Genomic DNA, 20554 nt, shown 5'->3' with positions numbered 1-20554 from the left:
GGGTGGACTCTATGAACGATGCCACTCAGTCCCAGGAACTTGGCCAGCAGCGCCGCCAGATAGAACAACTGGCTGAGCGCAATGCCAAGCTTGCTGCCCTGTTGAAGGATGCGCGCACGAAGCTTCAGCAGATGCTCGCGGAGGTGGACGCTCTTGCAGAGCCTGCCTCCACGTACGGCGTCTTTCTTGGCTATTCCGGGCGCGCACACGATTCGCGCCGCGACGCTGAGGTATACACCAACGGCCGCGCCATGCGGGTGAAGATTTCTCCCAACCTCGAACCAGGCTCCTTAGAAGTCGGGCAGCAGGTTCGCTTGGGCGAAGGATTCGTGGTGGTGGAGGGCTGTGCCCCGGTGAATACCGGCGCGCTGGCGACGCTCCAGGAGCGTCTAGGCACCGACCGCGCGGTGGTCATCAATTCCGCGGGCGAAGAGCAGGTGGTGCTGCTCGGCACGGTGCTGCGCGATACCGTCCGTGCCGGCGATACCCTCCTGGTCGAGCCGAAATCAGGTGTTGCCACCGAGCGCGTGCACAAAACTGAGGTAGCGCAGCTCACGCTGGAGGAAGTCCCGGACGTATCCTACGAGGACATCGGTGGTCTGGACGAGCAGATTTCACTCATCCGCGATTCGGTCGAGCTGCCTTTCCTCCACCCAGAGCTCTACCGCCAATACGATCTCCAGCCGCCGAAGGGCGTGCTGCTCTATGGCCCACCTGGCTGTGGCAAGACGCTCATCGCCAAGGCGGTCGCGCATTCTCTGTCGGCGTCCCTGGGCGCTACTGCCCCCAGCTACTTCCTCAACGTGAAGGGCCCAGAACTGCTCAACAAGTTCGTGGGTGAGACTGAGCGCCGTATCCGCCTCATCTTTGAACGCGCCCGCGAGCTTGCCTCCGAGCCCACTGCTGATGGCAGCCAACGGCCGGTCATCATCTTCTTCGATGAGATGGAATCCATCTTCCGCACGCGCGGCTCCGGTGTGTCCTCCGATATGGAAACCACCGTCGTCCCACAGCTGCTGACGGAATTGGATGGCGTCGAGAAGCTCAGCAATGTCATCGTCATCGGTGCCACCAACCGCGAGGAGCTCATCGACCCCGCCATCATGCGCCCGGGGCGCCTCGACATCAAGATTCGCGTCAACCGGCCCACCAAGCAGGGCGCGCGCGAGATCTTCGCCCGCCATTTCCCGGAATCAGTCCCGCACGAGGGCGAGCTTTCCCAGCTCATCGATACCGCAGTGGAGGATCTCTACGCGGAGCGCCCCTTCGTCACGCTGCACTTCTCCAACGCGGATCCCCGCGTGCTGCACTACCGGGATTTCGTCTCCGGCGCGATGATCGCCAACATCGTCTCCCGCGCAAAGAAGTTGGCTATCAAGGAGGCTTTGGACGAAACCAACGCTGCGGAGGGTAAACAACCCGCAGGCATCACCGCCGCGCACCTGCACCAGGCCATTGCTGCGGAACAAGCAGAATCTGAGTATGTACCGACATCCGCCAACCCGGAGGAGTGGGCCAAGATCGTCGCCGGGACCTCCGCCGGCGCGCATGTCACCGGGGTCGAATTGATGGGAGTAAAACCTTGAGCCGTGTCCTAGGAACCGAAACCGAGTACGGAATCTCCACGCCGTCGAACCCGGCGTTGTCACCAATCGTGACGTCCACGCACGCGGTAGTGGCCTATGCCGCCCTGCATACCGGTGCGCGCTCCCGCTGGGACTTTCGGGAGGAGCACCCGCTGCGCGATAGCCGCGGCTTCGATCTCAAGCGCTACCACACCGTGCCCGTGGTGGACCCAAACGCGCTAGGTGTGGCCAACGTGGTCACGGCCAACGGAGCCCGCTTCTACGTCGATCACGCCCACCCTGAGTATTCCTCTCCGGAGTGCACCAATGCCTGGGATGCGATGCTTTACGACGCCGCCGGCGACCTCATCCTGCGACGCGCAGCAGATGCCGTGGCAACTCTGACCGCCCAGGGCACGTCCGTACTGGCCACGCACGATCCCTGCCCGCCGCTGAAGTTCTACAAGAACAACGTGGATGGCAAGGGAGCTTCCTATGGCAGCCACGAAAACTACCAGTACTCCCGGGAGACTGATTTCGACGACATCGCCCAAGGTCTGATCCCGTTCTTCGTCACCCGCCAAGTGGTCACCGGTGCTGGCCGCATGGGCCTGGGCGCTGATGGTGAGGAGCCAGGCTTCCAGATTTCGCAGCGCGCCGACTATATCGAGCAGGAGATTTCCCTGGAAACCACGCTCAACCGCGGCATCATTAACACCCGTGATGAACCGCATGCGGTGGCAGAAGACTTTGGCCGCCTGCACGTCATCATCGGTGATGCCACGATGGCCCATACCTCGACGCTGCTCAAGCTGGGCATGACGTCACTGGTGTTGGACGCCATAGAGGAAGGCGTTGACTTCAGTGACCTGCGCCTGAAGGACCCCGTGGCAGAGGTCCAGCGAGTAAGCCGCGACCTCACCTTGACTCATCAGCTGGAGCTTCACGACGGCCGCCGCCTCACCGCCCTCGAGATCCTCGCCGTCTACCGGGAGCGGGTTACTGCGACCTCAGAGTCAGATGAGAAGGTTCTTGCCGCCTGGGACGAGGTCGTGTCGCTCTTGGCGGACAACCCTTTGAAGGCGGCCCACCTTCTGGATTGGGTAGCCAAGTACCGCTTGATTAAGGGCTACCTCGACCGCGGCGTGGCTACCGATAACCCGAAACTGGCGCTCATTGACTTGCAGTACACCGACATTGACCCGACCAAGTCCCTCTACCACGCGCTCGTGCGCAAGGGGCAGATGCGCACCTTGGTCAGCGAGGACCAGATCGCTGCGGCCGCCGACACCCCGCCCACGGATACCCGCGCTTATCTGCGTGGACACGCCACCCGCAAGTTCGGCGAAGACGTCCTGGCCGCATCGTGGCAGTCACTAACCTTCCGAATTGGTGAAGCCGAGGGCGCCAACTCGGGAGCCGCCTGCGTGGCCCTCAATGACACCACGCGGCTCGGGCAGGACGAAGTGGGAACCTTGCTGGAATCTGCGGACAGCGCCGCCGATTTCGTCGACGGTTTGCGCCAGCTCGGGGTGCGAATCGAGTACCCTACACTGTATTAGCGCAGCAAACCTCCACTCGCGAAAGGAGCTCTGACAATGAGCGGACAGCAGTCTCAGATCAATGCCGGCGGCGGCAACGGTGAGGGAGGAGACTCTCAAGAGTTCGACGCTGGACAAGTCAGCATCAACAGCGCCGGAACCGATGATCTCCTCGATGAGATCGATGGGCTCCTGGAATCCAATGCCGAGGAGTTCGTGCGCTCCTACGTCCAAAAGGGCGGCGAATAAAGGTGGAGTTGCCCTCCGATAGCGCCCCCGTCTACGCACGGCGGATCATGGGAATCGAGACCGAGTACGGAATCACGGCGAGTGCTTCCCATGGCCAGCGAGTCATGTCCCCGGATGAGATAGCCCGCGTGCTTTTCCGGCCCATCGTGTCGAAGTACTCCTCCTCGAACATCTTTAGCCCCAACGCCTCGCGCCTCTACCTCGATGTCGGCTCCCACCCGGAGGTCGCCACCGCTGAATGCGATAGCCTGAGCCAGCTCATCGCGTACGAGCGCGCTGGCGATGCCATGGTCAACCGCATGGCCGTACAGGCGGAGGAAGCCTTGGCGGCGGAGGGGGAGAAGCGCGCCGTCTACTTGTTCAAGAATAACGTCGATTCTGCGGGCAATTCCTACGGCTGCCACGAGAACTACCTCATTGGCCGCCACGTGGTGCTCAAGGATCTGGGCAAGGCCCTCCTGCCGTTTATGATTTCCCGGCAGCTCATTTGCGGCGCCGGGATGATTAAACCTGCCAAGGGCGACGAGCCTGCGCGTTTCGTGCTTTCACAGCGCGCCGACCAAGTGTGGGAGGGCGTGTCCTCTGCGACGACTCGCTCACGCCCGATCATCAACACCCGCGATGAACCGCATGGTGATTCGAAGCGGTTCCGCCGCATGCACGTTATCGTCGGCGACTCCAACATGGCGGAACCCACGCTGGCGCTCAAAGTAGGCTCCACGCTGCTCATGCTGGAGATGCTAGAGGCTGGCTTTGAGGTACCGGAGCTTTCGGTGCTTGATCCAATTCAGCACATCCGCACCATCGCGCTCGATTCCACCGGCCGCGCCGAGCTTCCGCTCGAGGGAGGCGGCAACACCACCGCGCTCGCAATCCAGCAAGAACTGTGTGCCGCCGCAGAACGTTGGTTGGAGTACCGCGAGGACGCCGGCACACCAACGGCTGAGCTCGCACGCGTCGTCGATCTCTGGAAGCGCACCCTCCAGGCCATTGACACACAAGACTTTTCCGCGGTCGATCGCGAGATCGATTGGATCATCAAGCGCGGCCTACTGAACCGCTACCGCGAGCGCCTGGGCGGAGATTGGGCGCACCCCAAGCTGGCCCAGATTGACCTGACCTACCACGACATTCGCCCAGGCCGCGGTCTCTACAGCGTGCTGGAGCAGCGCGGCATGGTGGAACAGTGGATCGATGATGCATCTAGCAATGCCGCCGTCGATACCGCCCCGCAGACCACCCGCGCCAAGCTGCGCGGCGAGTTCCTCGCCGTTGCCCGCGAGCTCAATGCCGCTGTGACGGTGGATTGGACCCGGATGAAAGTCAACCGCCCAGAACCCATGACCGAAGAGTTCTCCGACCCCTTCGTGTCCGAGGACCCGCGCTTAGACGGGTTGTTAGACTACATGCGTTCGCACCAAGGTGCTTAAGGCCCCGAACCTCAACAAGGAACCTGCCATCATGTCGTCAGCAGATCGCACTGCGGCTCGGACACCAGTCCGAGATCGAGCCATCGAAAGGCTCACCAACCTCACCTTTGCCCTCCACGGCGCAGCGCACCAAGGCGGGGTTCCCGACCGCAGCGCTGCCTGGATTCGCAGCAACGTCGAGGGCTATCAATCTCGCAGCGACGAGGCCTTTCACAAGCAGCTTTCCCGCGACATCCTGACCCTGCAGCGCGCCGGTGTGCCAGTAGCACACAGCAGTGGCGCGGAAGGGTCGGTGTATCGCCTCGATCCCGAAAGCTACCAGCTACCTCCCGTGGACTTCACACCCGAGGAAGCCATGGTGTTGGGCGTTGCCGGCGGGATTGGCACCCCGGGCGGTTTGAGTGATTTCAGCTTGTCCGCGTGGACAAAGCTAGCGGCCTCGGGAGCCTCCCGCGACCTGCGCGGCGCGCCCGTCTACACCGCCGTCAACGACATGACCAGGCTGAGCCCAGAGCTCGTCACCGGGGTGATTACCGCCGTGCGTGCGGGGCTACGCATCTCCTTTGATTACTTTGCCACGCCCTCAGCCGAGCCGGTTCGCCGCCACATGGACCCGTGGGGGCTGGTCAATCACCGTGATCGCGTCTATCTCGTCGGGTGGGATGTGGACCGCGCGGCACCCCGTACCTTCCGCGCCACCCGCGTGGACAATGTCAGGCGCTCGCGCGCTGGGGCCACCCACCTCGAGCCCACCGCGCCGCTGCAAGATCTCGTCGTGGAAGCGCTTGACCGGGGAGACACCGTCGATGCCCTCCTTGAGGTACCAGATGGCCAGGCCGCGGAGCTTGTCGACGCCGGACGCAGACGCGCGGATGGCCTCCTTGCGCTGACGGGTGTGCGCCGCGATTGGCTAGTGCGCACCGCCGCGGGATATGCACCAGATGTCGTGGTGATTGAACCGACAGAAGTCCGTTCCGACATCATCGCGCTCTTGAGCGGGGAGGAATCGCACCATGGCTGATCAACCACGCAAACTGCAGTCCCTTGTTCGCTCCCTCAACCTCATCCCATACCTGCGCAACCACCCAGAGTTGACCCCGATGGAAGCGGCCGAAGACTTGGGAATGACTCCCGCTGAGCTTAAAGATGCCGTCGATAGGCTCTTCTGCTCTGGGGTGGGCCGCAATACTGAAGACCTCATTGACTTGAGCTTCAGCTACCGCGACGGCATTGAGATCTACAACGACCAGGGCCTAACCCAGGCCCTGCGCCTGACCCCAACGGAGGCCGGTGCGTTGTTGCTGACGCTGGAGTCCCTCGAAGCAATGCCAGGGCTTGTCGACGTCTCCGCGGTCCATTCCGCCGCCGCGAAGCTACGCGCGATTATGGATGAAAAGACCGCCGCCATCTACGATTCCCTGGCCACGACCGATCCCGAGGAGTCCGAGGTGCAAGCGGCGTTGGCGGGGGCCGTCGACAAGCGCCAGCAGGTCCGTTTCACCTATTGGAGCATGTCCTCCAACCGCACCAGCGAGCGCACCGTGCACCCGGCACGAATCTTCATCGTGGATGGCGAACCCTATTTGGTGGCCTGGGATGATTCGGTGGGGGAGCACCGCACGTTCCGCTTGGACCGCATGAGCGATGTTGAGGTACTCGACGCCAGCGCGACCCCGCACGTGCGCAAGCTGGATTTCAACCCCGATTCCCCCTTTGGTCTAGATCACACTTTCGTTGCGCAGCTGGAGATTCACCAAGATTTCACCTGGCTCGCAGAGCACTACGACATCACGCTCGGCGACACACTGGAAAATGGGCTGATAGCTGCAACAATGCCCGTAGGCTCTGAAGCATGGTTTAGCCGCTTCGCCCTCGGCCAAGCCGACCGAATGCGGGTCGTGGGGCCGCAAAAGCTTGTCGACGCCATTTCGGAGCATAGAAATCGGGCGCTGGAGCGTTATACTCAACTGCCAGACTAAGAGCTCTCCTGCGTGCGTCCCGTACAGCGCTGCTGCATGGAACCGTACGCTTCATCAACCTAGAAAGAAGGGGCACCCTCAATGACCGTGGGACCTTTGGAAATCGGCCTTGTCGTTCTCGTCATCGTGCTGTTGTTCGGCGCCAAGAAGCTGCCGGAGCTAGCTCGTTCGATGGGCCGCTCCATGCGCATTTTTAAGTCCGAAGTCAAGGAGATGAAGGAGGAGAACAACACTCCCGAGCAGCAGGCCCAAATTGCTGCATCGAAGAAGAACGATGAGGACTTCTGGAACAGCCCGGAAATGCAGCCGCGCGCATCCAAGCCGGTTGACGGAAATCAGAACTAATCATCTTTCTCGGTAGGCACACCACGCTCAAGGGACTTGGAACTCCAAGGGCGTGTGTGCCGCTGTGGGCTTTCTAGGGAGGCATTGCATTGAGTACCGCGAGTACACCGCCGAATCCCGCGTCTAGCGCACGCAAGCAAAAGTGGACCTCAAAGCTGCGCCGCAAGCCCAAGAATCCTACGGGGGAGATGACCCTAGTCCAACATCTCCAAGAACTGCGTCGGCGCATCGTGATTTCCTTGCTTGCTCTCGTGGTAGGCACCATCATCGGATTTATTTGGTATCAAAACGCTCCGTTTAATATGGCGCCGCTGGGCGAGATCTTGCGTGGGCCCTATTGCTCGCTGCCTGAGGAAAAGCGCATCTCTTTCACCGCGGATGGCGAATGCCGCTTGCTCGCCACCAGCCCCTTCGAAATGCTGCTGCTGCGCCTCAAAGTGGGCGCGTTGGCTGGCGCAGTAATGTCCTCACCGGTGTGGCTCTATCAAATATGGGCATTCATTGTGCCCGGTCTGCATAAGAACGAGCGCCGTTTCACCTTCTTTTTTGTCTCCACGGCGGTAGTTCTCTTCGTGCTTGGCGCGCTTCTTGCCTACTTCATCCTTTCCGTGGGTTTGGAGTTCCTTATGGGCATGGGCTCGGAGTACCAGACCGCGGCACTAACCGGTGAGCGCTATTTCTACTTCCTGCTGACGTTGCTCCTCATCTTCGGCGTGAGCTTTGAGATCCCACTACTCGTGGTATGCCTCAATGTGATAGGTGTCTTGGAATACGATGACGTCAAGGACAAGCGCCGCATCATCATTGTCGCCATCATGATCTTCGCTGCGGTGGTTACACCCGGCCAAGAACCTTTTTCGATGTTGGTCTTGGCCGGTGCCCTCGTACTCCTCGTGGAATTGGCCTTCCAGTTCTGTCGAATCAACGACAAGCGCCAGAAGCGTCAGCGCCCAGACTGGATGGATCTGGATGATGAAACAGCCTCGTCCTTGGACGAAGGTCCGGGTGCCATTGGCGCACCGACTCCGGTGTCCGCATCCATGAGCGTTTCTGCGTCTTCGCGGCCGGTATCTTCCAGGCCTGTTCCCCCGGCCTCAACGGGTGAAGCTCCGGCACCGCAGCCTCAACAGAGGAATACTCAGCCCCCGCAGAGCGGCTTTTTCGACGACGTTCTGTAAGCTGGTCAGCCTTTTTAGGGAACTTGTTCAAACGTTTCCTTGGCGCTGGGGACCGGGGCGCTAGTACGCCGTCCCTGACAGGTACCCTGGGGACTTATGACACTGACGCATCTGGACGAGTTCACTCAAGCACTGCCGTACTCACTGGATGACTTCCAGATTGAAGGATGCCAAGCAGTTGAAGCGGGCCACGGAGTCTTGGTCTGTGCTCCCACCGGCGCGGGCAAAACGGTCGTTGGTGAGTTCGCCGTGTCCCTGGCGCTGCGCCAGGGGACCCGCTGTTTCTACACCACCCCTATCAAAGCGCTGAGTAACCAGAAGTACCACGACCTGGTTGAGGCACACGGCGAGGATGCCGTGGGGCTGCTGACAGGTGATGTCTCCATCAATTCTTCCGCGGACATCCTCGTGATGACCACCGAGGTCCTGCGCAACATGATTTATGCGGGCTCAGGCGCATTGGACCGCTTGACCCACGTGGTGATGGATGAGATCCACTTCTTGGCGGATGCCTCGCGCGGCGCGGTATGGGAAGAGGTCATCCTCAACCTTGAGGAACATGTTTCCATCATTGGTTTGTCCGCGACAGTATCCAATTCCGAGGAATTCGGCCGGTGGCTAACCACCGTGCGCGGAGATACCAAGGTCATCGTCACCGACAAGCGCCCCGTACCGCTGGACCAGTGGATGATGGTGGGACGCAAGATCTACCCACTTTTCGAGCCTGATTCAGGCGGCCAGGTCAATACTGAGTTGGCGCGGCGTATCCAGCGCCTAGAAGCAGGGGATAGCGACACTGGCCGCGCAGACTATGCACAAAACCGCGCGAGCTTCCGTGCACGTGCCCGACACAAAGGCGGCGGACGCAATGACCGAAACAAGGATCGGCGCAGCGGCGCACCCCGCGCGCAGGACCGCTACCGGCCGCTGGGTCGTCCAGAGGTACTCAAAGAACTGCAGTCAATGGAGATGCTGCCGGCGATTACCTTCATCTTTTCCCGAGCGGGCTGCGATGGCGCTTTGTATCAGTGCCTGCGCTCCCGCATGGTGTTGACCTCCCAAGAGGAGGCAGCTGAGATTAAGGCCATCGTCGATAAGGGCGTGGAAGGCATTCCGGACGAAGACCTCAAGGTCCTTGATTTCAAGCGATGGCGCGAGGCGCTTTCACGCGGCTTCGCCGCCCACCATGCGGGTATGCTGCCGGCTTTTCGGCACATCGTAGAGGAGCTCTTCGTCAAAGGCCTGGTTCGTGCGGTCTTTGCCACCGAAACCCTTGCCCTGGGCATCAATATGCCCGCGCGCACGGTGGTCCTTGAGAAGCTCGTGAAGTTTAACGGCGAGGCACACGTGGACCTGACACCGGGTCAGTACACGCAGCTCACCGGCCGCGCGGGCAGGCGTGGCATCGATACCTTGGGCAATGCCGTCGTGCAGTGGGCACCTGCAATGGACCCGACCGCGGTGGCGGGGCTTGCATCGACCCGCACTTATCCGCTCATCTCTACCTTTGAACCCGGCTACAACATGGCCATCAACCTGCTGGGCATGCTCGGTTTCGATGACTCTCTGCGCCTGCTGGAGAAGTCCTTTGCGCAGTTCCAGGCGGATGGCTCTGTCGTGGAAGAAACGCGCGAAATTGAGCGCGCTGAGCATCGGGTCCGCGAGCTTCAAGCACAGTTAGATCAGGCCGTAGATAACCTGGCTCCGCCGACAATTGATGGAGAAGACCCGGCGGAGATCCTCATGGACTATATGAAGCTGCGCCGCGCACTGACTGAGGAAGAAAAGTCAGCGCGTGCCTCCAAGAGGGAAGAGAGGAACAAGGAGGTCGCGGCGGTCCTTGCCCGCTTGCAAGTGGGTGAGGTCATCGCCATCGCAACGAAGAAGCGTCCAACCCTGGCAGTTGTCATCACCCCGGCAAACCAGACCGCCGATCCACGCCCCTGGGTCACCACGGAGACCGGGTGGTCAGGCCGCATCGATGCAGCCGGTATAGATAATCCGCCAATTGTGGTCGGCCACATGAAGCTGCCGCGAGCGGCCCAGAAGAATCCGCGTCGGCATACCAAGTATGTTCAGGATGCCTTCAAGCGCGACTACTACAAGCGGCCTAAAAAGATGCGCACTGAGCCGCGCAATCGTCCCAACAAGAAGATCGCGCAGCTGCGCGATGCCCTCCGCGAGCACCCGGTGCACAATTGGCCGGCGACCGACCGCGAGCAGCTAGCTGGTGTGGCCCAAAAGCTCGCCCGACGCGAGCGCGAGCTCCACAAGTTGGAAGCCAAGGTGGAGCGCGCCACGGATACCCTCGGCCGCACTTTCGAGCGCATCGTGGACCTGCTGGCGGAGATGGATTACGTGGAGTTTGAAGGCTATGGCGAGGACCGCGAGCCGGTCATCACGGACGAAGGCGAGCGCTTGGCCAAGATCCATTCCGAATCCGACCTACTGGTGGCACAATGCCTCAAGCGGGGTATCTGGAATGACCTTGACCCGGCAGAGCTGGCCGGCGTTGCCTCCCTGTGTGTCTTCGAAAACCGCAAGGCCACCCGCGGCGAACCAGGTGCGGCTAGCGACGACATGGCGGACGCCATGAACGCAACGTGGCGCATCTACACGGAGCTTGTCAGCGATGAGAAGCGCCATAATCTGCCACAGACCCGTGAACCGGAGCCCGCCTTCGCGCTGGCGATCCACCAGTGGACGGCGGGCGCACCCTTGGCCTATTGCATGGCCGCTGCCAACGAGTCCGGCGCAGAGCTGACTCCAGGCGACTTCGTCCGTTGGTGCCGCCAGGTCATCGACCTGCTCCAGCAGGTAGCCAAGACAGGCTACGAAGAAGAGATTCGCCGCAATGCCCGGCGCGCCATTGACGCGATTCAACGAGGCGTTGTCGCCATCGGCGCTTAATTTCCTTCGACCAAGTCCAGCATCGCGGTGGCTGCCGCCGCGATGGCCTTGCGGTGGGGCGCGACCAGCGCCACCGTGGCTATCTTCAGGTTTCTCCCCAATGGGTTGAGGATGAGGGCTTGTGTGCCGATGATGGCGGCGTCGACAAGCGCTGGCCCACCCGAGTCACCCTTGACTGCCGGAATCGTGTTGAAGACAAATCCGGCGGGGGAGACAGTGGTGCGGAAGTCGATGGACCACGTGCGAAAGAAGGGCAGTAGAAACAACCCCGTTCGCTTCTGTGCGCGACGGGACTTTCCGCCATATCCCCAGGTGTTGACTGGCGCGCGAAAATGCGGTGTGCTTTTAGCGAGCCCCGGAAGGTCCCGGGGCGGTGCTGGTATATCAAGCAGGCACACAGCTATATCGGTCCCGTCAATCGTGCGCACGGCGGTGATCCGCCGGTTGAACCCGCCACTGACTTTGTAGTGTTCACCACCGCCCACGCCATCGCGAAAGAAGTGCGCACAGGTCAGAACTAGCCGGGTTCGCTGCTGGGAGCGGGGGTTTAAGGATGCATCGATGAGCACACCCGAGCAATAGCTACCGCGGGTACGGATCTTGACGGCTGCGGGATAGGAATTCACGGCGCCCAGCTTAACTGGACGAAGGCGAGCGGTAGGCTAACTGCCATGACTGATTATGCTTCCCGCTTGGACCGCGCCCGCGCGATTGCCGGCGCCAAGGGTATCGATGTATTGCTCGTGGGTACCGGCGCAGAGTTCGCTTATCTTACGGGTTCCTGGGTCTCTTCCCATGAGCGGTTGACGTGCCTGGTCATCCGTCCCGAGGCCAAACCGATCATCGTCGCACCCAGCACCGACATTGAATCGCTTCAAGGCGTTGCTGCCCAGCTAGTGGGATGGAGTGACGGGCAGGACCCTTATGCACTGGCCTTAGACGGTACGCATCCCACCACCGTGGCTGTGGGCTCTTCGCTAACTGCGGACCACGTATTGCGTTTCCAGTCCACGATTCGACGCCAAGTCGAGCCGTCTTCGCTCACTTCGACGGATGCTCCACATGTGGAGTATGTGCTTGCTACCGAGGCGCTGGCTGGGCTCTTTAGCCGCAAGGACCCAGATGAAGTCGCGGAGCTGCGCGCTGCGGCGGTGGCTATCGATGCCGTCCATGCAGAGGTGCCACGTCTCCTGCAGCCTGGCCGCACTGAGGCCGACGTAGCGGCAGATTTGCGCGAGCTTATCTTGCGCGAGCACAAAGAGGTGGACTTCATCATCGTTGGTTCCGGCCCGAATGGTGCGAACCCGCACTATGACTACGGGGAGCGCGAACTCAGCGCTGGTGATCCCGTGGTGGTGGATATCGGGGGCACGTTGCCCTCCGGCTATCACTCTGATTGCACACGCACCTACGTGGTAGGCGCGGATCCTTCTGCGGCGCCTGCTGATTTCCAGGAAGCCTATGCGGTGTTGGAAGAGGCCCAAGCTGCCGGGCGAGCTGCTGCACGGCCCGGGGCGACTGCCCAGGAGATCGACCGTGCGACACGCAGTGTGATCGAAAGCGCCGGCTGGGGTGAGTACTTCACGCACCGCACGGGACATGGCATCGGCTTGTCGACGCACGAGGAGCCCTTCATCATGGAAGGAAACGAGCTGGAGCTTGCCGAGTCCATGGCCTTCTCAATCGAACCAGGCATTTATGTACCCGGAAAATGGGGCATGCGCCTCGAGGACATCGTGGTGACCACCGAGTCCGGCTACGAGTCTTTGAACCAAGCTCCGAGGGGGTTGCGTTAATGGGCGCGCTATTGATTCTTGGTGGGCGCAGCGACATTGGCGGCGAGCTTGCACGCCGGTTGTGCGCAGGCCGCCCGGTAGTACTTGCCGCGCGGGGTGAGCACGGCATGGATGAGCTCACCTCAGAGCTTCTGCGCAACGGAGCAACGTCCGTTCACACGCTTTCCTTCGATGCCGCGGATGTGTCCTCCCACCGCGCAGTTATCGAGCAAGCTGCAGCGCTCGCGGGTGAGGACATCACGACGGCGGTTGTCGCCTTCGGAATCTTGGGTGACCAGGAGCAAGCTGAGCACGACGAAGCCCATGCCTTCGACATCGCTCTGGTTGATTATGCCGCGCAGGTATCTATGCTCACCGTGCTGGCCGACGTCATGAAAAGAGGCCATATCGTGGCCTTTTCCTCCATTGCGGGCTGGCGTGCACGGCGGGCCAACTATGTCTATGGCTCAACCAAGGCTGGCCTCGATGCCTTCTGCCAAGGTCTGGCGGATCGCCTGCAGGGCAGCGACCTAGCGCTGATCACCGCGCGCCCCGGTTTCGTTATCGGGTCCATGACACAAGGGATGAAACCCGCGCCCCTGTCGGTGACACCTGACGTAGTCGCACAAGCTGTGGTCAAGGCCGTCGAATCCTCGTCGGGTTCGCGGCCGGTGTCCCGCACGCTGTGGATCCCACGGACGCTTCAGCTGTTGGCCTGGGTCATGAAGCTTGTCCCGCACCCCATCTGGCGGCACATGCCGCGCTAGCGATGTCTGAGAGCGGGGGAGTTGGCATCGAAGATGAATCCGCGCGGAGCAAGGACTCGGAGCACGACGTCCGCATCGCCCTCCGCCAAATCGTGGATGACCAAGCCCTGCCATGGAGTAACGGTGATCGCTGCTCCCAGCTGGGCAATGAGCCCTGCGTACTCTGCGGGCAACACGCCCTCTTGGAGGCCCGCGCCGAGATCGACGCGGCCGGGCGCAGTGTGTTCGGTTAGCCAACCAATGGGCACATCCGATTGCGCGAGTCCGGCAGGTGTAGCCAAGGACAAACGGTCAATGGCCTCTAGATTCTCAGCGGAGGCCTCGACCACGTAGTCCACGAGCTGCGAAATCGCGTCGCTTAATCCCAGCGCCGGCCCAGTTACTGCCCCCTCAAGGATGAGACGAGCGGAATCGGCTTCCTCATCCTGCCCTGCGCTGCCGCCGGATAGTTGGAGTCCCGCCGCCACGCCGTGTGCGAGGAGATCGCCAGCTCCACCATCGACGCCGAAGACCGCAGCGCGGGTGATAGCCGGGGAGGTTCCTTCCTCTTCAGATAAGGCATCAGCAACGCGCTGCGCTACCCGGCGCGCCTGAAGAGAGAGGGGAGAGGCCAAGACGTGGGCAGCGGCGGTGGGGAGGGGGACGTCGCCAAGCGCCTGCTCGTTACTCACGCCGCGCACACTGATAACACTGTGCTGCTCTAGGTACACATAGCCATCGCCATGTTCACGGGCGGCCTGGCCCAGTGCTAACCACTGCTCGGGCGTGACGACGCCGCCGGCGGGGTGGAAGCGCATGGTCTCGGATTCAGGATGCTTCGACTCAGTGAGGGACATGGTGCGCAAGTTTAATCGTTACGGGAGGGTCACCAGCGAACCGGCAGGTCCAGCAAGTATGGTGGGCTGCATGCCGTTTCTTCTGTTCATCGCGTACATCCTCCTCGAAACCCTGGCGTTTTGGGCAGTCGCCGAGTGGATCGGTGTGCTGTGGGCGCTGCTTGCTTTGGCGTTGACCATGCTGTTCGGGATGACGATTGCCAGCTGGGAAGTGCGCCGCATGATGGCCAGCCGCATCCGGCAGACCGAAGACGGCGTCTATGTGATGGAGGATCCCACCCCAGGCAAAACGGCCGGCAATGTTGGTCTGACCATGGTGGGCGGCATCCTGCTTTCGCTGCCTGGGTTCGTCTCCACTGTTTTTGGCGCTCTGCTCATCTTTGCGCCCACGCGCTCCATAATCCGCACGCTCCTTGCCGCATCGATGTTCAAAAAGATTGAGGACATGGGCGTGCGCGTGTACGAGGCCTCGCCCATGTCGCAGCACCGCGATTCCTATGGTTCCTTCGGCACTGTTGGTGGCAATACAGCCGGCAGCGGGATGGATCAGTCAGGCCAATCGCACGAAGTCTTGGATGAAGAAGAAATCCGCTCGTGGACCCAGCACGTTAAGCCCGAGGACTTCGAGGACGGAAACAAATAGTGCTCACGCTGTGCGCGCGGCTTGTTCTTGCCGCTCTGTCGGGCGCGGTCACGTATCTTTCGGTGGAACCACGCGGCTGGTGGGCCGCGGGGATCATTGGGATGGCCATGCTGGTGGCAGCGCTGGCGCCGTGGAGAAAGCCCCTGCATCTAGGGTGGGCAACACTCATCGCCTTTGTCCATAGCGCTGTCTTGTACCTTTTCACGCTGCCGTGGATTGGTGAGCTCGTGGGCAACATGCCTTATATTGCGCTCGCTATCTTCCTCTCGCTGTACAGCATCCTCCTCGGCGTCGGTGGGGCAGCACTGCTGCGCTTGCGCTATGGGTTCGCGCTCTTTCCCTTTTTCTACGTGGCGGTGGAAATGCTGCGCTCCTCCGTACCTTTTGGAGGCTTTGCCTGGGTGCGCCTGGCATGGGGTCAGATCGAAGGACCGTTGGCCAACCTCGCCCCGTGGGGTGGTCCCGCGCTCATTACTTGTGCGGTCGTCTGCATGGGCGCGGGTCTGGTGGGGCTTGCGCGCGCGCCACGGTTGGCCTGTGCCCTCTTAGCGGTGCCGTTGCTTGCCGGACTTGTAGCTGCGCAGGGCGTGAATCGCCCTAGCCATACCACGGGTACTGTGACGGTAGCCGCTGTCCAGGGAAACGTTCCGCGGCTTGGCCTCGACTTCGCCGCGCAGCGCCGCGCGGTGCTGGATAACCACGTCCGCGTCACCGAACAGGCAGCCAAGGATGGTGCACGGCCTGACATCGTCATCTGGCCGGAGAACTCCTCCGATATCAATCCTTTTGCCAACGACGACGCACGGGCGCTTATCGACGCCGCCGCCCACGACATCGACGCCCCCATCCTCGTCGGCACGTTAACGCGCGATGAGGTCGGTGCGCGCAACACCATGCAGGTATTCAACCCGGATGGATCGGTGGGGGAGCATCACTACAAGAAGTACCTGCAGCCTTTTGGCGAAACGATGCCGATGCGTGACTTCTTTGCGCGGATTACCGATCTGGTGGATCTCGCAGGCGACATGAAACCCGGTGATGGGCCAGGCGTGGTGACAATGGCCGGGACTGCGGTCGGCGTTGCCACCTGCTACGAGGTGAGCTTTGACCAGGCCTTTCGAACCGCGATTAACAACGGGGCGCAGATTCTCACGACGCCAACAAATAACGCCACGTTCAGTGATTCCGATATGACCTACCAGCAGTTGGCCATGAGCCGTCTGCGCGCCATGGAAGCAGATCGCGCCGTCGTTGTGGCGGCCACGTCAGGGGTCTCCGCCATCGTGCACCCAGATGGTTCCGTGAGCCAGGACAGCGGCATCTTTGAACCTGCTTATCTCGAAGAAGAGCTTCCGCTCCGAGAGGGGCGTACATTTGCGGTGCGTTATGGTTCGCTCCTGCAGTGGCTCATGACTATTATTGGAACGGTCTGCGCGCTGTACGCGATCTATTCCACCCGCTTGTCCGGACTGCGCAGCGCGCCTTAAAGCAGAAACCAAAAGGAGCAAGGAACTAGTGAGCTCGACCCGCGAATCTACTCTGGTCATCATCCCCACCTACAACGAGATTGAGAACCTGCCGCTGATTACCGGCCGCGTGCGCAAGGCCACCCCGGAGGTTCACATCCTGATCGTGGACGATAACTCCCCGGACGGCACCGGAGAGGCCGCGGACAAGCTGGCCGCCGAGGATTCTCACCTGCACGTCCTTCACCGCGAGGGCAAGGGCGGCCTCCTCGGCGCCTACATCGCCGGCTTCGAGTGGGGCCTGGAGAAGGACTACCAGGTGCTCTGCGAGATGGACGCGGACGGCTCCCACGCCCCGGAGCAGCTGCATCTCTTGCTCGAGGAGATCGACAAGGGTGCTGACTTGGTGATCGGTTCTCGCTATGTGCCGGGTGGAGAGACTGTGAACTGGCCGGCCAACCGCGAGCTACTGTCCCGATTGGGCAACAAGTACATTTCGGTGGCGCTGGGCGCTGGCATCAACGACATGACCGCTGGATACCGCGCCTTCCGTCGCGAACTGCTAGAGCACCTCGACTTTGAGGAACTATCCAACGCCGGCTACATCTTCCAGGTAGATGTTGCCTTCCGCGCCATCAAGGATGGCTTCGATGTCCGCGAGGTTCCGATTACCTTCACCGAGCGCGAGCTGGGCGAATCCAAGCTGGACGGCTCCTTCGTCAAGGATTCCCTGCTCGAGGTGACCAAGTGGGGAGTCGCTCACCGCTCCGAGCAGGTCAGCGACTTCACCTCGGAAGTATCCAAGATCACTTCCCGCACAGTGAAGGATATGGAGCTTGGTTCCAAGGCCGCCACGGCTAAGAATGCCGTGTCTGACTTTGTGTCCGAGGTATCCAGCCTGGTTAAAGGAATGCTCAGCCGTTAAAATCCAGTCTCTCCAAGGAAAGGCACGCTGACCTTTCGAGCCTCGCATAAGGCAAACAAGCCTGAAAACCTGTCATGGTTTTCGGGCTTTTGCGGTAATAACCACCACCAGTGCTAATGTCGTAGGTGGCACTTTCTCTGGTGCACAGTGACTTGCTTCACTTCATTCTCACACTACGGATCGTTCGGCACGTCCCTGCCGATGGAGGAGAGTTTGCTATGGCAACCGTAACGTTCAAAGATGCGTCCCTGACCTACCCAGGCGCTAAGGAACCCACCGTCAAGAAGTTCAACCTGGAAATCGCCGATGGCGAATTCCTCGTCCTCGTCGGCCCCTCCGGCTGCGGTAAGTCCACGACGCTGCGCATGCTGGCCGGCTTGGAAAACGTCACCGACGGTGCCATCTACATCGGCGACAAAGACGTCACCCACGTTGCCCCGCGTGACCGAGATATCGCCATGGTCTTCCAGAACTATGCTCTCTACCCGCACATGACCGTGCGCGAGAACATGGGCTTCGCCCTGAAAATCGCCGGCAAGTCCCAGGACGAAATTAACAAGCGTGTCGACGAAGCCGCCGCCACCCTGGGTCTTACCGAATTCCTTGAGCGCAAGCCGAAGGCCCTGTCCGGCGGTCAGCGTCAGCGTGTTGCCATGGGCCGCGCAATCGTGCGTAACCCGCAGGTCTTCCTCATGGATGAGCCGCTGTCCAACCTCGATGCCAAGCTGCGCGTGCAGACCCGTACCCAGATCGCAGCCCTGCAGCGCAAGCTTGGGGTTACCACCGTCTACGTCACCCACGACCAGACTGAGGCCTTGACCATGGGTGACCGCATCGCTGTACTGAAGGACGGTTACCTTCAGCAGGTTGGCGCACCCCGCGAGCTCTACGACCGCCCCGCCAACGTCTTCGTCGCCGGCTTCATCGGCTCCCCGGCAATGAACCTGGGCACCTTCTCTGTCAAGGACGGTAACGCAACCTCCGGCCATGCTCGTATCAAGCTTTCCCCGGAAACTGTCGCTGCGATGACGCCGGAGGATCACGGTCGCATCACCATCGGCTTCCGCCCAGAGGCCCTCGAAATCATCCCCGAGGGCGAGTCCACCGATCTCTCCATCCCGATCAAGCTTGACTTCGTGGAAGAGCTTGGTTCCGACTCCTTCCTCTACGGAAAATTGGTGGGCGAAGGTGATCTCGGCTCCTCGAGCGAAGACGTTCCCGAGTCGGGCCAGATCGTCGTTCGTGCAGCTCCGAACACTGCGCCTGCCCCGGGCAGCATTTTCCACGCACGCATCGTGGAAGGCGGCCAGCACAACTTCTCGGCGTCGACTGGCAAGCGCCTCCCTTAAGCCCATATGCCGGCTGACCCGCGGAACATGTCGCGAACGTCAGCACGGCTGTGGCAAAGCTCTAGGCCAAAATCAGCAAAGAAGGTGGAGTGACTCGACATGAAAGAGTCCATGAGCATCACCTCTTCGACGTACGCGTCGGCATTGCTGGCGTTGCCTTGGGATACGCCCCTGGAACAGTGGCCCGATGATCTCATCGCCGCACTGCCCAGGGGCATTTCCCGGCATATCGTGCGTTTCGTGGGGATCAATCGCGGCATCGTCGCAGTCAAGGAGATTGGTGCGCGTACCGCTCACCACGAGTACAAGATGCTGCGTGAGCTGCAGCGCCTCGGCGCTCCCAGCGTGCGTCCCGTTGCAGTCATCACGGGACGCCAGCCGGCTGTAGAAAGCTACGGAGAGCTCACCGCAGCTCTGGTGACTGAACACCTAGAGTTTTCTCTTCCGTACCGCGAGATCTTCTCGCGGCACCTGACAGTCGTCGAAGCGGAGAAGCTCATCCGTGCCTTGTCGGTGCTTTTGGTGCGGATGCACTTGCTGAATTTCTACTGGGGTGATGTATCGCTGTCGAATACCCTTTTCCGGCGTGATGCCGAGACTTATTCAGCCTATCTTGTCGACGCCGAAACAGGGGAGTTCCAGCCCAATCTCTCCGAGTCACGCAGGCTTTACGACGTCGACATCGCCCGCGTCAACATCATCGGTGAGCTCATGGACTTGCAGGCAGGTGAATGCCTAGATCAAGATATCGATGTTATCGCCCTCGGAAGCTTGGTCGAGAGTTCCTACCTTGAATTGTGGACAGAGCTGACCGCCGAAGAATCCGTAGATGCCAGCGAGTACTGGCGCGTTTCCGAGAGGATCGACCGCCTTAACCAGCTGGGTTTCGACGTGGGGGAGCTCAAGGTCACCAAGGACGAGTCGAAACAGGTCGTGCGCATTCGCCCTGTGGTAGTCGATCCCGGCCACTATCGTTCGGAGTTGTTGAGCTTGACAGGGCTGAGCGTCGAGGAGCACCAGGCCCAACGCTTATTGGGCTCTATCCAGGCCTATCAGGCCATTGAGTGCGGCCCTCATGTTGGGCTGACCCAGGCGGCGCACTTGTGGATGACACACGAGTATGAACCGACCATTGCTGCGGTTCCCGTCGAGATGCTCCACAAGCTGGAACCGGCACAGATCTTCCACGAGATCGTTGACCACCGCTGGTTCCTCGCCCAAGAGAGGGGAGAAGCCGTAACCCTCCCGGAAGCCACGGCGTCCTATCTCTCTTCCGTATTGCCCGCCCGCCGCGACGAGGCTCGGCTGCTTCAGACGCCGGCACCGAATGACGACTTGTCATAACCGCCCGTGTGCCCCAACACCGCTCAATAGCTCAAGTCTATCGAGCCGCTCTCAGCCGTTTCTTATATCGTTTTGTATGTTTTAGGCCCGATTGCCCCTTAAATGGGGAGCGATCTCATGCCCGAATATGGATATAGTCACAATCGGGCGTTTTAGGCCCGATTTCTTTTGATCGTGTGGAATACCTCACTAAGGTAGGAGACAGGCTAACCAGTTCATAGTCGGATAGTGACCAGCTATGGACCAACTGGT

Annotated in this window: 18 protein-coding genes; 16 read left to right on the top strand and 2 right to left on the bottom strand. The window is 60.9% G+C overall.

Features of this window, described 5'->3' with window-relative positions; translation table 11 throughout:
- Window positions 1-11 precede the first annotated feature (11 nt).
- The 9 genes from arc to HMPREF2792_RS08420 all read left to right on the top strand — a co-directional run bounded on the left by arc (window position 12) and on the right by HMPREF2792_RS08420 (window position 11197).
- On the top strand, window positions 12-1586 hold the full coding sequence (arc, locus tag HMPREF2792_RS08460; protein ID WP_070532828.1) for a proteasome ATPase: 1575 nt from the start codon (window positions 12-14) through the stop codon (window positions 1584-1586).
- Window positions 1583-3127, top strand: a complete 1545-nt coding sequence (gene dop / locus HMPREF2792_RS08455; protein ID WP_070532825.1) for a depupylase/deamidase Dop — start codon at window positions 1583-1585, stop codon at window positions 3125-3127. Before arc ends, dop begins: the two co-directional genes overlap by 4 nt.
- A 36-nt stretch (window positions 3128-3163) precedes the next feature.
- Window positions 3164-3355, top strand: coding sequence for a ubiquitin-like protein Pup (locus tag HMPREF2792_RS08450; protein ID WP_070520514.1), 192 nt, complete (start codon window positions 3164-3166; stop codon window positions 3353-3355).
- Window positions 3356-3402: 47 nt separating this feature from the next.
- Window positions 3403-4785: a Pup--protein ligase gene (pafA, locus tag HMPREF2792_RS08445; RefSeq protein WP_070533072.1), complete on the top strand. Its 1383-nt coding sequence runs from the start codon at window positions 3403-3405 to the stop codon at window positions 4783-4785.
- Window positions 4786-4816: 31 nt separating this feature from the next.
- On the top strand, window positions 4817-5806 hold the full coding sequence (locus HMPREF2792_RS08440; RefSeq protein ID WP_070533070.1) for a helix-turn-helix transcriptional regulator: 990 nt from the start codon (window positions 4817-4819) through the stop codon (window positions 5804-5806).
- A complete protein-coding gene (locus tag HMPREF2792_RS08435; RefSeq protein ID WP_070532822.1) occupies window positions 5799-6764 on the top strand; it encodes a helix-turn-helix transcriptional regulator in 966 nt (321 codons plus the stop codon). Before HMPREF2792_RS08440 ends, HMPREF2792_RS08435 begins: the two co-directional genes overlap by 8 nt.
- 81 nt (window positions 6765-6845) lie before the next feature.
- Window positions 6846-7109 carry a Sec-independent protein translocase subunit TatA gene (gene tatA / locus HMPREF2792_RS08430; protein WP_070520503.1) on the top strand — a complete coding sequence of 88 codons (264 nt, stop codon included), beginning with the start codon at window positions 6846-6848 and terminating at the stop codon, window positions 7107-7109.
- Window positions 7110-7297: 188 nt separating this feature from the next.
- Window positions 7298-8287 (top strand): twin-arginine translocase subunit TatC, encoded by a 990-nt coding sequence (tatC, locus tag HMPREF2792_RS08425; protein ID WP_070532819.1) that lies wholly within the window; start codon window positions 7298-7300, stop codon window positions 8285-8287.
- A gap of 96 nt (window positions 8288-8383) precedes the next feature.
- Complete coding sequence (locus tag HMPREF2792_RS08420) at window positions 8384-11197, top strand: DEAD/DEAH box helicase (protein WP_070532816.1); 2814 nt, start codon at window positions 8384-8386, stop codon at window positions 11195-11197.
- Here HMPREF2792_RS08420 and HMPREF2792_RS08415 read toward each other — a convergent pair.
- The gene (locus HMPREF2792_RS08415) at window positions 11194-11823 is read right to left on the bottom strand and encodes a serine protease (RefSeq protein ID WP_232748512.1); all 630 of its coding nucleotides are present in this window, start codon (window positions 11821-11823) and stop codon (window positions 11194-11196) included. The two genes, HMPREF2792_RS08420 and HMPREF2792_RS08415, sit on opposite strands and share 4 nt — an antisense overlap.
- Window positions 11824-11868: 45 nt before the next feature.
- On the opposite strand from HMPREF2792_RS08415, the gene HMPREF2792_RS08410 reads away from it, so the two are divergent.
- Together HMPREF2792_RS08410 and HMPREF2792_RS08405 are read left to right on the top strand one after the other, a co-directional pair.
- Window positions 11869-12993: a M24 family metallopeptidase gene (locus tag HMPREF2792_RS08410; protein WP_070532812.1), complete on the top strand. Its 1125-nt coding sequence runs from the start codon at window positions 11869-11871 to the stop codon at window positions 12991-12993.
- Window positions 12993-13739 (top strand): SDR family oxidoreductase, encoded by a 747-nt coding sequence (locus HMPREF2792_RS08405; RefSeq protein WP_070532809.1) that lies wholly within the window; start codon window positions 12993-12995, stop codon window positions 13737-13739. Before HMPREF2792_RS08410 ends, HMPREF2792_RS08405 begins: the two co-directional genes overlap by 1 nt.
- Here HMPREF2792_RS08405 and HMPREF2792_RS08400 read toward each other — a convergent pair.
- On the bottom strand, window positions 13736-14575 hold the full coding sequence (locus HMPREF2792_RS08400; RefSeq protein WP_070532806.1) for a cobalamin biosynthesis protein: 840 nt from the start codon (window positions 14573-14575) through the stop codon (window positions 13736-13738). The genes HMPREF2792_RS08405 and HMPREF2792_RS08400 overlap by 4 nt on opposite strands.
- Window positions 14576-14645: 70 nt before the next feature.
- Between HMPREF2792_RS08400 and HMPREF2792_RS08395 the strand changes: the two genes are divergently transcribed.
- The 5 genes from HMPREF2792_RS08395 (at window position 14646) to HMPREF2792_RS08375 (ending at window position 20302) form a co-directional block, all read left to right on the top strand.
- Entirely contained in the window at window positions 14646-15218 is a 573-nt protein-coding gene (locus HMPREF2792_RS08395; RefSeq protein ID WP_070532803.1) for an FxsA family protein, read from the top strand.
- Complete coding sequence (lnt, locus tag HMPREF2792_RS08390; RefSeq protein WP_369821995.1) at window positions 15218-16705, top strand: apolipoprotein N-acyltransferase; 1488 nt, start codon at window positions 15218-15220, stop codon at window positions 16703-16705. The genes HMPREF2792_RS08395 and lnt overlap by 1 nt, the downstream gene beginning before the upstream one ends.
- Window positions 16706-16733: 28 nt before the next feature.
- Complete coding sequence (locus HMPREF2792_RS08385) at window positions 16734-17609, top strand: polyprenol monophosphomannose synthase (RefSeq protein WP_070520481.1); 876 nt, start codon at window positions 16734-16736, stop codon at window positions 17607-17609.
- 218 nt (window positions 17610-17827) lie between these two features.
- Complete coding sequence (locus tag HMPREF2792_RS08380; RefSeq protein WP_070532798.1) at window positions 17828-18958, top strand: ABC transporter ATP-binding protein; 1131 nt, start codon at window positions 17828-17830, stop codon at window positions 18956-18958.
- A 99-nt stretch (window positions 18959-19057) separates the two neighbouring features.
- Window positions 19058-20302, top strand: a complete 1245-nt coding sequence (locus tag HMPREF2792_RS08375) for a DUF4032 domain-containing protein (protein WP_070520475.1) — start codon at window positions 19058-19060, stop codon at window positions 20300-20302.
- Window positions 20303-20554 lie beyond the last annotated feature (252 nt).

The organism is Corynebacterium sp. HMSC068H04 (assembly GCF_001811255.1).
Lineage (GTDB): Bacteria > Actinomycetota > Actinomycetes > Mycobacteriales > Mycobacteriaceae > Corynebacterium > Corynebacterium hesseae.
This window is presented reverse-complemented; position numbering and strand designations above follow the sequence as displayed.